The 13,496-nt window shown below is 37.5% G+C and carries 12 protein-coding genes and 5 tRNA genes; 10 read left to right on the top strand and 7 right to left on the bottom strand.

What is annotated here, in order from left to right; genetic code table 11:
* Window positions 1-132 precede the first annotated feature (132 nt).
* The 7 genes from murQ to QV06_RS05740 form a co-directional block, all read right to left on the bottom strand.
* Window positions 133-1,056 carry an N-acetylmuramic acid 6-phosphate etherase gene (murQ, locus tag QV06_RS05770; RefSeq protein WP_065237313.1) on the bottom strand — a complete coding sequence of 308 codons (924 nt, stop codon included), beginning with the start codon at window positions 1,054-1,056 and terminating at the stop codon, window positions 133-135.
* Between the two features lie 9 nt (window positions 1,057-1,065).
* Window positions 1,066-2,187: an anhydro-N-acetylmuramic acid kinase gene (locus QV06_RS05765; protein ID WP_065237312.1), complete on the bottom strand. Its 1,122-nt coding sequence runs from the start codon at window positions 2,185-2,187 to the stop codon at window positions 1,066-1,068.
* A gap of 5 nt (window positions 2,188-2,192) precedes the next feature.
* Window positions 2,193-2,981, bottom strand: a complete 789-nt coding sequence (locus QV06_RS05760) for a glycosyltransferase family 32 protein (RefSeq protein WP_065237311.1) — start codon at window positions 2,979-2,981, stop codon at window positions 2,193-2,195.
* A 109-nt stretch (window positions 2,982-3,090) separates the two neighbouring features.
* A tRNA-Val gene (locus tag QV06_RS05755) sits at window positions 3,091-3,166 on the bottom strand.
* A 32-nt stretch (window positions 3,167-3,198) separates the two neighbouring features.
* Window positions 3,199-3,274: transfer RNA gene (locus tag QV06_RS05750), tRNA-Val, on the bottom strand.
* Window positions 3,275-3,303: 29 nt separating this feature from the next.
* Window positions 3,304-3,379, bottom strand: a tRNA-Val gene (locus QV06_RS05745).
* Between the two features lie 20 nt (window positions 3,380-3,399).
* Window positions 3,400-3,475 (bottom strand) — tRNA-Val (locus QV06_RS05740).
* A 179-nt stretch (window positions 3,476-3,654) separates the two neighbouring features.
* On the opposite strand from QV06_RS05740, the gene gltX reads away from it, so the two are divergent.
* The 10 genes from gltX (at window position 3,655) to rpsJ (ending at window position 13,494) form a co-directional block, all read left to right on the top strand.
* Window positions 3,655-5,103 carry a glutamate--tRNA ligase gene (gene gltX, locus QV06_RS05735; protein WP_065237310.1) on the top strand — a complete coding sequence of 483 codons (1,449 nt, stop codon included), beginning with the start codon at window positions 3,655-3,657 and terminating at the stop codon, window positions 5,101-5,103.
* Between the two features lie 104 nt (window positions 5,104-5,207).
* Window positions 5,208-5,283, top strand: a tRNA-Ala gene (locus tag QV06_RS05730).
* Window positions 5,284-5,452: 169 nt separating this feature from the next.
* Window positions 5,453-7,384 (top strand): biosynthetic arginine decarboxylase, encoded by a 1,932-nt coding sequence (speA, locus tag QV06_RS05725; protein WP_065237309.1) that lies wholly within the window; start codon window positions 5,453-5,455, stop codon window positions 7,382-7,384.
* A 5-nt stretch (window positions 7,385-7,389) separates the two neighbouring features.
* Window positions 7,390-8,313, top strand: a complete 924-nt coding sequence (gene speB, locus QV06_RS05720) for an agmatinase (RefSeq protein ID WP_065237308.1) — start codon at window positions 7,390-7,392, stop codon at window positions 8,311-8,313.
* A gap of 57 nt (window positions 8,314-8,370) precedes the next feature.
* Complete coding sequence (locus tag QV06_RS05715; RefSeq protein WP_065237307.1) at window positions 8,371-8,964, top strand: XTP/dITP diphosphatase; 594 nt, start codon at window positions 8,371-8,373, stop codon at window positions 8,962-8,964.
* Complete coding sequence (gene hemW / locus QV06_RS05710) at window positions 8,961-10,097, top strand: radical SAM family heme chaperone HemW (protein ID WP_065237306.1); 1,137 nt, start codon at window positions 8,961-8,963, stop codon at window positions 10,095-10,097. Before QV06_RS05715 ends, hemW begins: the two co-directional genes overlap by 4 nt.
* A gap of 17 nt (window positions 10,098-10,114) precedes the next feature.
* On the top strand, window positions 10,115-10,774 hold the full coding sequence (gene rpiA, locus QV06_RS05705) for a ribose-5-phosphate isomerase RpiA (RefSeq protein WP_065234034.1): 660 nt from the start codon (window positions 10,115-10,117) through the stop codon (window positions 10,772-10,774).
* Between the two features lie 27 nt (window positions 10,775-10,801).
* On the top strand, window positions 10,802-12,040 hold the full coding sequence (gene serA / locus QV06_RS05700; RefSeq protein ID WP_065237305.1) for a phosphoglycerate dehydrogenase: 1,239 nt from the start codon (window positions 10,802-10,804) through the stop codon (window positions 12,038-12,040).
* 185 nt (window positions 12,041-12,225) lie between these two features.
* Window positions 12,226-12,915 (top strand): pirin family protein, encoded by a 690-nt coding sequence (locus QV06_RS05695; RefSeq protein WP_065237304.1) that lies wholly within the window; start codon window positions 12,226-12,228, stop codon window positions 12,913-12,915.
* 267 nt (window positions 12,916-13,182) lie between these two features.
* Window positions 13,183-13,494 carry a 30S ribosomal protein S10 gene (gene rpsJ / locus QV06_RS05690; RefSeq protein WP_001181005.1) on the top strand — a complete coding sequence of 104 codons (312 nt, stop codon included), beginning with the start codon at window positions 13,183-13,185 and terminating at the stop codon, window positions 13,492-13,494.
* Window positions 13,495-13,496 lie beyond the last annotated feature (2 nt).

The following is a 13,496-nucleotide window of genomic DNA, read 5'->3' as shown; positions in this document are numbered from 1 at the left end:
AAGAAAGAATATATTGCCCCCCCCCTTTAAGGGGTAATGGTAGCACTATTGTGCGGTTGTCAGTTTTTACATGCCCCTTGAGGGGCATGTGAAGTAATAGACCCTTATAGGGTAACCTAAAAACCGCATGTTTTACGTGCGGATTGTTATTTGTTGTAATGCAGCTTTTAAATGACCTTGTGTCCCTTGTAATAATTGTTCTGCATCTGAACGAGAGAGTTGACCTAAAATCATCATAATAGCCAGTTTGGCTTGATTATCGGCTAGTTTTAGGTAATGAGCTGCAGTTTGTTGATCACAATCTGTTGCTTGCATCACAATCTTCACGGCACGATGGCGTAACTTTTCATTTGTTGCTTGTACATCAACCATTAAGTTTTGATAACACTTACCCATTTGTACCATACTTGCTGTGGAGAGCATATTGAGAACCATTTTTTGTGCAGTACCTGCCTTTAAGCGTGAAGAACCAGTTAATATTTCTGCACCTACAACGGGGGTAATTGCGATATCAGCGATTTTTGTCATAGCAGAATTTGGATTACAGCTTATGGCAATTGTTGTAGCTCCGATTTGTTTTGCGTATTTTAGTCCACCTAACACATAGGGTGTTCTGCCGCTAACCGCTAAGCCCACTAAAATATCTTTTTCTGAACATTGTAACTGTTGAAGATCGGCTTCTCCGGCACGTTCATTATCTTCGGCATTTTCAACCGCTTGGCGAATAGCAGTATCACCACCAGCAATAATACCGATAACTTGTGTTGGCTTGACCCCAAACGTAGGTGGACATTCCGAGGCATCTAAAACACCAAGACGACCGCTTGTACCAGCCCCTTGATAAATTAAACGACCACCGTGATGAAATGCTTTCACAATTGCATCAACGGCCAAGGCAATGTAAGGAAGCTGAGATTGTACGGCTAAAGCGACTTGTTGATCTTCATTATTCATTAGTGTGACTAATTTGAGTGAAGACAGCTGATCGAGATGCCAAGAGTTGGGATTACGTTGTTCAGAGGTTAATTGATCAAGTGTATGAGTAAGAGAAGACATATTATTTCCCTAAGAAAAGAAAGGATCGGCTAAATGAATTGCTCCTAGAATAGCAGGCTGTGATGCACCAGTAACTGTAGGTAGATTTCCTGGTTGATGATGCATAGTTTGATAGGCTAGCCAAGCAAAAGCAGCAGCTTCAACAAAATCAATATCAATGCCTTTGGCATTAGTGGTGAGAATTTGCCATTGTGGTAATAGGTATTGTAAGCGTTGCATTAATAATTGATTTTTAGCACCTCCGCCACAGACCAGTAATTGATAAGGTTGTGATTTGGTTATTTGGGGTAATTGTTGTGCGATCGATTGTGCTGTTAATTCAACTAATGTAGCTTGAACATCAACAGGCGAGATAGGTGGTAATGAAGCAAGTTTCTGTTGTAACCAAGTTAGATTGAATAACTCTCTGCCGGTACTTTTGGGCGGCAATAATTGAAAGTAATTTTCACTAAGACAGGCTTTTAGAAGTGTATCATTTATTCTGCCCTGTGCAGCCCATTCTCCATTTTTGTCAAAGCGTTGCCCTTGGTGTTGTTGGATCCAAGTATCAAGTAGCGTATTACCTGGACCTGTATCAAATCCAGCGACAGTACCATTAGGTGGTAAAAGCGTAATATTACTGATTCCTCCGATATTCAGTACCACAGTAAATGCGTTAGGCTGTGAAAAAATTGCTTGATGAAAAGCTGGAACGAGCGGAGCACCTTGCCCACCATAAGCCATATCTTTACGGCGGAAATCTGTGATAGTCGTAATGCCTGTTTTGGCGGCAATTAAGTTACCGTCAACAAGCTGCATAGTAAAAGGATATTTTCCTTGAGGTGAATGCCAAACAGTTTGTCCATGACAGCCAATTGCACAAATTTGTTGCGGTTTAAGTTTTGTAGTTTGTAATAAGTGCTGAATCTGTTCAATGTAGCAGTAGGAAAGTTGTTGTTCGATTTCACCTAATTGCTGCAAATTTGTCTGACCTTGCATTAGTTTATTTAAGGTATGCCGTAATGAGTCTGGCATAGGGGAAAATTGCGTAGCAACCATGTGTGGTTGTTTATTTGTAAAATCCAGTAATGCAAGATCAATACCATCTAGGCTGGTACCTGACATAATGCCGATATAAAAAACAGATTCCATAATGATTATTTTAATAAATCTTCATTTTTTGCATGATTCCATTTACCAAGTTTTTTATCTATATATTGGAAGTATTCATTAGTAAATGTTCCTTGTGCACAAGTTAATTTATCACGACGAAAATTCACAGATTCATTTAGGAGTGCTTGATTGAGGCATACTGGACCTGTTAATTTAAATACACCACCATCAATACGGCGATTTTCAATATTATCAATAATAATATCTAAGGTATTTTTGAGAAAAGGATTACCTTTTTCACTTGCCATAAAAAAATTCGTGTATTGATTACGGCGTTTAATTAATACTTCATGGTCATCTTTATTAATAATGCTATCTAAATTCCATACAAGATGTCCGTCAATATCAATATAGATTCCACCTTTATGATATAAAACAAAAATACGCCAGAAATCAGCCTGAGAAGCGCCATCTGTGAGTTTACTATAAGCATCAAAAGTACGCTGATCAGCTGTATTTCGAATAAACTCTTCTCGTTCTTCAGTACTGACATAACAGTAATCATAATTTAATGAAAGAAGGCGATTAAAGAGATAATTACAATATACGGGGAGGCTTACTTGATTACTGTAATTAGTTTGCCAAATAGTACGGGTAATTCTTTGCGTTCGTTGTCTTTTAATAATAGCAGGACTAAATTTAGGGATAGTAAATCGTTTATGAGGAAATACAAAATGAAATAGGTAACTGAATATCTTAATCAGATTGCCAAATAATCTTTCTAGTCCATTAAAAATAAGAATGATTTTTTCATATTTTATTGTCTTGTTCATAAGGTATTCTAATAAGTTAGTGTATCAAGTTAATAAATAAACTTTAACATTTTATTGCAAAGAAATCATCTAACTAAAAGAAGAAAACAATAAGATAGGCAAGCCGTTATGGTGGGCGATACCGGTCTCGAACCAGTGACCCCCTCCTTGTAAGGGAGGTGCTCTCCCAACTGAGCTAATCGCCCGAATAGAAAATATTCGTTGCTATTAACAAGCGTGGTGGGCGATACCGGTCTCGAACCAGTGACCCCCTCCTTGTAAGGGAGGTGCTCTCCCAACTGAGCTAATCGCCCACGCTGTTAATCTTGGGTAATGTCATAAGTGGTGGGCGATACCGGTCTCGAACCAGTGACCCCCTCCTTGTAAGGGAGGTGCTCTCCCAACTGAGCTAATCGCCCTTATGACAAAAAACAAAATATGGTGGGCGATACCGGTCTCGAACCAGTGACCCCCTCCTTGTAAGGGAGGTGCTCTCCCAACTGAGCTAATCGCCCATATTTTGTGTTCGAGGCATTATAATTATAATTTATAAGCAGTCAATCGCTTTTTATAGCTTTAGTGTTAATTGTTGTAAAAGTAAGCATAAAATAGAACTTTTTGTTAAGAATCACGCCAAGTCGTAGTAAAATAACGCGGTTTTTTGACATTGAATTATGATTAATAGGCAAAAGCGATGGAAATCAAAAGTTTATTTAATTTAGATCCTAATGTGAAAGTGCGTACTCGTTTTGCCCCGAGTCCAACAGGTTATTTGCATGTAGGTGGTGCGAGGACAGCACTTTATTCTTGGTTATATGCAAAACATAATCAAGGTGAGTTTGTATTACGCATTGAAGATACCGATTTAGAGCGTTCAACACAACAAGCAACAGATGCTATTTTAGATAGTATGGCATGGTTAGGACTTTCTTGGGAACATGGTCCTTATTACCAAACCAAACGTTTTGATCGTTATAATCAAGTGATTGATCAAATGTTAGAACAAGGATTGGCATATCGTTGTTATTGTAGTAAAGAGCGTTTAGAAGCGTTAAGAGAAGAACAAGAAAAAAATAAAGAAAAACCGCGTTATGACCGTCATTGTTTACATGACCATAGCCATGATCCAAGTGAGCCGCATGTGGTACGCTTTAAAAATCCTACTGAGGGTTCAGTTATTTTTGATGATGCAGTACGTGGTAAAATCGAAATCAGTAATAGCGAATTGGATGACTTAATTATTCGCCGTACTGATGGTTCTCCAACCTATAATTTCTGTGTTGTTGTGGATGACTGGGATATGGGAATTACCCATGTTATTCGTGGTGAAGATCATATTAATAATACACCTCGTCAAATTAATATCTTAAAAGCATTAAATGCACCTATTCCACAATATGCACATGTATCAATGATTCTTGGGGATGATGGACAAAAATTATCAAAACGTCATGGTGCAGTGAGTGTAATGCAGTATCGTGATGAAGGTTATTTACCAGAAGCACTATTGAATTATTTGGTGCGTTTAGGTTGGGGACATGGCGATCAAGAGGTCTTTTCAATTGAAGAGATGATTGAGTATTTTGATATTCATGGAGTGAGCCGTTCTGCAAGTGCGTTTAATACAGAAAAATTGTTATGGTTAAATCATCACTATATTCGTGAGTTGCCAGCAGAAAAAGTAGCGAAGTATCTTGAATGGCATATGCAGGATCAAAATATTGATACTACTCATGGTCCAGCATTGACAGAGATTGTGAAGGCGTTAGGTGAGCGCTGTAAGACCTTAAAAGAAATGGCTGCTTCTAGTTGTTATTTCTATGAAGATTTTACTGAATTTGATGAAGCTGCCGCGAAAAAACATCTAAAATCTGCTGCTTTAGCACCATTAGCTGAAGTATTAGAACAGTTAGATTTACTAGAAATATGGGAAGCTCATCAATTACACCAAATCATTGAGCAAACTGCGGCGAAATTAGAAATTGGTATGGGTAAAGTCGGTATGCCTTTACGTGTTGCTGTTACAGGTGCAGGACAATCGCCATCACTTGATATTACGATGGAGTTAATTGGTAAAACACGTTGTTTAGCCCGTATTCAACAAGCAATAGACTTTATTAAGAATAAAGCAGAAGCCGTATAATATGGTTTCTTTTTAGCCAAAAGGGAAGTCGAAATTCCTTTTTGGCTAAATTACATTGACATCCAGAAAGGTGGCAATTAATATTAGCAACGTCCAATATATGTGGGGATATAGCTCAGTTGGGAGAGCGTTTGAATGGCATTCAAAAGGTCGTCGGTTCGATCCCGATTATCTCCACCATCCTAAATTCTTTTACTTCACTTATTTCTCTCCAAAAAATAATTTAGTCACTGATCCCTAGCATTGAAGATACTTTTGCTTTATTCTTGCATTTCTATTTTTTAGTCTAATGGCTATATTATAGCTATTCATTTTGCATACATTGTTCAAAATAAGGAGCCTTAAATCAGTGGAAAAAACTGTCCTCAATCCTGAACTTCAAGCTGTTTCTAGTAATGCTGATACTATTCGTGAAGCCTGCAATATTAATTATTGGGGAATGAATTACTACAATGTGGATGAGAATGGTGAAATTTATGTTTGCCCTAATCCAGAAAAGCCAAATAGCAGAGTGTCTTTAGCTAAATTAGCTGAAAATATGCAGCAGCAAGGTGCTCGCCTACCAACATTATTCTGTTTCCCACAAATTATTCAGCACAGACTTCGTTCTATTAATGCTGCTTTTGCTCAAGCAAGAGAGGAGTTTGGCTATGAAGGGAATTACTTTTTGGTTTATCCAATTAAAGTAAATCAGTACCGTCGGATTATTGAATCATTGATTACTTCAGGGCAACCACTAGGATTAGAGGCAGGATCTAAAGCTGAATTAATGGCTGTGCTGGCTCATGCTGGTCAAACTAAAACAGTGATTGTCTGTAATGGTTATAAAGATCGTGAATATATCCGTTTTGCACTAATGGGAGAAAACTTAGGGCATAAAGTTTATTTGGTGATTGAGAAAATTTCTGAGATTTTCTTAGTATTGGAAGAATCAAAGAAACTTAATGTGCGTCCTCGTTTAGGTGTAAGAGCAAGATTAGCTTCACAAGGTTCTGGAAAATGGCAATCCTCTGGTGGTGAAAAATCAAAATTCGGTTTATCTGCTTCTCAAGTATTAGAGTTAGTGAATTTATTGAAAGAACAATCAAGTTTGGATTGTTTACAGTTATTGCATTTCCACTTAGGTTCTCAACTAGGCAATATTCGTGATGTAGCAACGGGGGTACGTGAAAGTGCACGTTTTTATGTTGAATTACATCGTTTAGGGGTAAATATTCAGTGCTTTGATGTGGGTGGCGGTTTAGGTGTTGATTACGACGGTAATCGTACTGAATCTGATTGCTCAGTGAATTATGGGTTACGTGAATATGCTGAAACCGTAGTTTGGGGAATTGGACAAGCTTGTCGAGAACATAATTTACCACACCCAACGATTATTACGGAATCAGGACGTGCAGTGACCGCACATCATGCAGTATTAGTATCTAATGTGATTGGGGTTGAACGCTATTTACCAACAGAATTGGCTCCGCCAAAAGAGAGTGATCCGCGTGTATTACACAGTATGTGGGAAACATGGACAGATATTTTATCTTCGCGGGAAAAACGTTCTTTACGCAGTTGGATTCATGAGAGTCAATTCGACCTGTCTGATGTACATAACCAATATAACGTTGGCTTAATTAACTTAGAGCAACGTGCTTGGGCAGAGCAATTATATTTAAATATTTGTCATGAAGTAGGAGAGTTATTTAGTGAACGCCATCGTTCACACCGTACTATTATTGACGAATTACAAGAACGCTTTGCGGATAAACTTTACGTGAATTTTTCTTTATTTCAATCGCTACCAGATGCTTGGGGAATCGATCAATTATTTCCAGTATGTCCACTGACTCAATTAAATGAACCAGTGAGTCGTCGAGCAGTATTGTTAGATATTACTTGTGATTCGGATGGTACCATTGATCACTATATTGATGGTGACGGGATTACAACAACGATGCCAATGCCAAATTATGCAGTCGATAATCCACCGTTAGTTGGCTTCTTTATGGTGGGCGCATATCAAGAAATTTTAGGTAATATGCATAATTTATTTGGTGATACCACAACGATTGATATTGTGTTAGATGATCAAGGTGAAGTAAAAGTATTAGCGCATGATGCAGGTAATACAGTGGCGGATATGTTGCATTATGTGTATTTAGATCCTAAACAATTAATCGCGCGTTATCGTGAACAGATAGAACATTCAACATTACCAGCTTCGGAAGCCTTACAATTCTTAAAAGAGTTGGAAGACGGGTTAAACGGTTATACTTATTTGGAAGAAGAGTAAAGCGTATGTTTAATACACTTGGTCATAAAGAAGATATTTCATTAGTTTCTAATAATTTTGGCTTTTTACGTTTGCCATTAAATTTTATGCCACAACAAAGTGATGCAGACTGGGTGATTACAGGAGTGCCTTTTGATGCCTCTGTATCAGGGCGTTCAGGGACACGCTTTGGTGCGGAAGCAATACGCCGTGCATCAGTTAATTTAGCGTGGGAACATTGCCGTTTCCCGTGGCATTTTGATGTTCGTGAAAAATTAAAGATTGTTGATTGTGGGGATTTAGTTTATTCCTACGGTGATAATCAAGATTTTGTTGAACAATTAGAAGCACACATCAGTTCGTTATTACAAGCTGGAAAACGTTGCTTAACATTAGGTGGTGATCATTTTATTACGTTGCCTGTATTACGTGCATATGCCAAACAATTCGGTAAATTGGCGATGATCCATTTTGACGCACATACAGATACGTATGAAAATGGCAGTCGTTATGATCACGGTACGATGTTTTATCATGCCCCTAAAGAAGGACTGATTGATCCTAAACATTCTGTACAAATTGGGATTCGTACAGAATATGATCGTCATTTAGACTTTACTGTGTTAGATGCTCCATTAGTTAATGATCTTAGTGTAGAAGAGGTTGTTAACCGAATTAAACAGACGGTAGGTTCTGAATTACCAGTTTATTTAACCTTTGATATCGACTGTTTAGATCCAGCCTTTGCACCAGGTACAGGAACACCAGTGTGTGGAGGTTTAACCACCGATAAAGCATTAAAAATTTTACGTGGTTTGGCGGATGTGAATATTGTAGGAATGGATGTGGTAGAAGTATCTCCTGCATATGATCAGTCTGATATTACAGCATTAGCAGGTGCAACAATCGCATTAGAAATGTTGTATTTGCAAGGTAGTAAGCAGAAATAAATAAACTAAAAAAATAGAGGCAATTAGCCTCTATTTTTATCAGTAATGGAATTATTTATGACAAAACAAAAAATCGTATTAGCCACAGGTAATCCAGGTAAAGTCAGTGAAATGGCAAATGTATTAGCTGAGTTTGGTTTTGAGGTAGTGGCACAAACTGAATTAGGAATTGAGAGCCCAGAAGAAACAGGATTAACATTTGTTGAAAATGCCTTAATTAAAGCTCGCCATGCTGCAAAAGTAAGTGAACTACCAGCGATAGCAGATGATTCTGGACTAGCCGTAGATAGTCTTAATGGTGCACCAGGGTTATATTCAGCACGTTATGCTGGTGAAAATGCCAATAATGCAGAAAATCGGGCAAAATTGTTGGCTGCGTTAGCAGGTGTACCAACAGAAAAACGAACTGCTAAATTTGTTAGTTGTATTGTTTTGCTGCGTTCAGCTGAAGATCCTGTGCCAATTATTGCTGAAGGAGAGTGCGTTGGACGTATTACAGAGAAAGAAATAGGTGAAAATGGTTTTGGTTATGACGCACTATTTTTCTATCCTGAGAAACAGCGTACGTTTGCACAATTAACTAAAGAAGAAAAACAACAAGTTTCCCATCGTGCGAGAGCTTTAGTTCAACTACAACAAAAATTAAGATGATTGTTTTACCTCCATTAAGCCTTTATGTTCATATTCCTTGGTGTGTGCAGAAATGTCCTTATTGTGATTTTAATTCGCATGCACAAAAAGGAGTCATTCCAGAACAAGACTATCTTCAACACCTTTTAGCGGATTTAGACCAGCAATTAGCGTTTGTGCAAGGAAGGCAACTCCATTCTATTTTTATTGGTGGTGGCACACCGAGTTTATTCGCTGCAGAAAGTATTGAATATTTGCTCACAGAGATAGCAAAAAGAATTGAATTTCGACAAGATATTGAAATTACTTTAGAAGCAAATCCTGGTACAGCAGAGGCAAGACGTTTTATTGGCTATCGACAAGCTGGCGTTACTCGGCTTTCTATGGGGGTGCAAAGTTTTGATGACGGTAAATTACAGCAGTTAGGGCGTATTCATAATAGTGCTGAAGCCAAAGTTGCCGTGGATTTTGCAAAAGCAGCAGAATTTACTCGTTTTAACCTTGATTTAATGCACGGATTACCAAATCAAACGTTATCAGAAGCATTATCCGATTTACAACAGGCGATTGAATTAAGCCCACCTCACCTTTCTTGGTATCAATTAACGATTGAACCGAACACGCTATTTGCAAGTAAGCCACCTCGCTTACCTGATGATGATACTTTGTGGGATATTTTTGCGGAAGGACATCGTAAATTAACTGCGGCGGGTTATCAGCAATATGAAACCTCTGCGTATGCGAAAGAAGGGTATCAATGCGAACATAATTTGAACTATTGGCGATTTGGTGATTATTTAGCTATTGGTTGTGGTGCACATGGTAAAGTGAGTTTTACTGACGGGCGGATTTTAAGGTATTCACAGACCAAACATCCGCAAGGTTATCTGGCAGGAAACTATCGTTATCAACAGCATGAAGTGGCAATAGCAGATCGTCCGTTTGAATTTTTTATGAATCGATTTCGATTATTGGAGCCTGTTCCCAAACAAGACTTTCAGCAATTAACGGGACTTTCATTAACGGTAATTGAAAAGCAAATAGACGAGGCATTAAAACAAGATTATATTGTAGAACAAAAGGAATGCTGGCAAATTACGGAACATGGCAAATTATTTTTAAATGATTTGCTGACACTTTTTTTATCTGAATAAATTGAAAGGATAATGGCATGGATCAATTAACAATGAAGAAAATGGCGGCAAATGCTGCCTTACAATATGTTCAAGCAGATTCGATTGTTGGTGTGGGGAGTGGCTCAACAGTAAACTGCTTTATTGAAGCACTTGGTACAATTAAACATAAGATTAAAGGTGCGGTAGCTGCCTCTAAAAATTCTGAGGCATTATTACGTGAACAAGGAATTGAAGTGTTCAGTGCGAATGATGTATCAGGATTAGATATTTATGTAGATGGAGCTGATGAAATTACCCCACATAAAATGATGATTAAAGGTGGTGGTGCAGCATTAACTCGAGAAAAAATTGTGGCTGCTTTAGCAAAAACATTTATCTGTATTGTTGATAAATCTAAACAAGTTGATGTGTTGGGCTCTACCTTTCCATTACCTGTAGAAGTGATTCCAATGGCACGATCACAAGTGGCCCGTAAGCTTGTCGCGTTAGGCGGTTCGCCAGAGTATCGTGAAGGGGTTGTTACAGATAATGGGAATATCATTTTAGATGTACATAATTTTAAAATTATTAATCCTATTGAGATGGAAAAAGAATTAAATAATGTTGCAGGCGTAGTAACAAATGGTATTTTTGCGTTACGTCCCGCTAATATTGTGATTGTGGGGACGCCTGAAGGGGCTCAAATTCTTAAATAAACTTAATAAAGAAAGGAAAATGCAAACATGACAGCGAAAGTATCTTTAGATAAAGCAAAGATTAAATTTTTATTGTTGGAAGGTGTACATAATAGTGCCTTAGAAGTGCTACATAATGCAGGATATTCAAATATTGAATATCACAAAAAAGCATTGGATGAAGAAGAATTAATTGAAGCAATTAAAGATGCACATTTTATCGGTATTCGTTCACGTACGCATCTTACGGAGAAAGTTTTACAGCATGCACATAAATTGATTGCAATTGGTTGTTTCTGTATTGGTACGAATCAAGTTGATCTTGAAGCAGCAAAACAACGTGGTATTCCGGTATTTAATGCACCATTTTCTAATACGCGTTCTGTGGCAGAGCTTGTGCTAGGAGAAATCCTGCTATTGATGCGTAATGTACCGAAAGCAAACTTTGAAGTACATCGTGGTGTGTGGAATAAGTCTGCTGAGGGTTCTAATGAAGCAAGAGGTAAGATTTTAGGTATCGTAGGTTATGGACATATTGGCTCACAATTAAGTGTGATTGCAGAATCATTAGGGATGAAAGTCTATTTCTATGATATTGAAAATAAATTACCACTAGGTAATGCACAACAAGTAAGAACATTAGAAGAATTATTAACAATGAGTGATGTGGTTTCTCTCCATGTTCCAGAAAATAATTCAACTAAGAATTTAATGAGTGCAGAACGGATTTCCCAATTAAAACAAGGGGCTATTTTAATTAATGCTGCACGTGGAACAGTAGTCGATATTGATGCGCTTGCGAAAGCATTAGATGAAGGAAAATTGCGTGGTGCAGCAATAGACGTATTTCCGAAAGAACCAGCGTCAATTAATGAAGTATTTGAATCTCCTTTACGCCGTTTTGAAAATGTGATTTTGACACCACATATTGGTGGCTCAACGGCAGAAGCACAAGAAAATATTGGTACAGAAGTAGCAAGCAAATTTGTGAAATATTCTGATAATGGTTCGACTGTAACCGCAGTAAACTTCCCTGAAGTATCCTTACCAAGCCATAGTTTAGCGAAAGCAAAACGTTTATTACATATCCATCATAATCGTCCAGGTATCTTGAATAAGATTAACCAAATCTTCGTGGATAATGGTGTAAATATTGCAGCACAATATCTACAAACTGATGAAGCGATTGGCTATGTTGTGGTTGATGTAGAGTCAGATAATACAGAAAGTTTACAACAAAAACTTAAACAAATTGATGGGACTATCAAAGCCCGTGTTTTATATTAATTAATCAATTATTAATCTCCATAAAGCAATTCGCTGTATGGAGATTTTTTTGTTTGATGTTTCCTTATCTAATTTAGGTTTGTTTCCAATTTGGAAATGAATTGTTGCTAAATGTCACCTTAATTTCCTATTTGTTGATTGCTAGAATGTGTCATTACTTATGAATAATTAGGGAATCACTTAATATGTTATATGTTAGAAAAGCAAATCAACGTGGACACGCTAATCATGGATGGTTAGATACTTATCACACTTTTTCATTCGCTGGGTATTATGATCCTCGCTTTATGGGATTTTCTCATTTAAGAGTTATCAATGAAGACAAAATTATGCAAGGTAAAGGATTTGGTACACATCCGCACCAAAATATGGAAATTCTTACTTATGTATTAGAAGGAACCGTAGCGCATAAGGATAGTATGGGAAATGTAGAGGAACTGAAAGCGGGAGAGTTCCAAATTATGTCGGCAGGGACAGGTATTACCCATTCTGAATTTAATCCAAGCCAAACTGAGGGTTTACATCTATATCAAATTTGGATTGAACCTAATCAAATAAATATTACACCACGCTATGAGCAGAAAGCATTTCCAGCACAAGAAGGTGCAACATTGATTCTATCGCCACAAGCGGAGGGAAATTCATTTAAAGTATTCCAAGAGATGAAATTATGGCGTTATCAATTCAATAATACCAAACAAGAGCTATTGGATATTAAGGCAAATCGCCATTATTGGTTGCAAATGGTAAAAGGAAAAATCATGTTGAATGAGGTAGAAGTGCAAGCAAGTGATGGGGTTGCTATTACTGAAGAAACGCAATTATCTTTGGAAATGATAGAAAAAACAGAGTTCTTACTGTTTGAGTTGGTATAACTGGTAAAATACAAAGCTTCTTTGTCTGAAAAGATCAAAAAAGTACTTGCTATTTTGTTAAGGTTATATAAAATACACAGGCTTTTTTAAGCCATTTGATGTAATCATTTATCAAATGATGGCAACACAGGCTTTATTATCGTTGTCATAAGAAAATGTTCCCGATTTGGGAGCTAAAATAGGTTAGTCGCACTTCTTTCCAAGATAAATTGGAATTTGAGGTGTGAATTTTTTTATTAATCATTTTTTGAATGGAGCTCTGGTCTCATGCAGAACCAAAGAATCCGTATCCGCTTAAAAGCATTTGATCATCGTTTAATTGATCAATCTACAGCGGAAATCGTAGAAACGGCAAAACGTACAGGTGCTCAAGTTCGTGGTCCAATTCCACTACCAACCCGTAAAGAACGTTTCACAGTATTGATTTCTCCACACGTAAACAAAGATGCGCGTGACCAATATGAAATCCGTACTCACAAACGTTTGGTTGATATCGTTGAGCCTACTGAAAAAACTGTTGACGCTTTAATGCGTTTAGATCTGGCTGCCGGTGTTGATGTGCAGATCAGCCTAGGTTAATT

This window comes from Gallibacterium genomosp. 3 (assembly GCF_001678475.1).
In the GTDB taxonomy this organism is placed as follows: Bacteria; Pseudomonadota; Gammaproteobacteria; order Enterobacterales; family Pasteurellaceae; genus Gallibacterium; species Gallibacterium faecale.
This window is presented reverse-complemented; position numbering and strand designations above follow the sequence as displayed.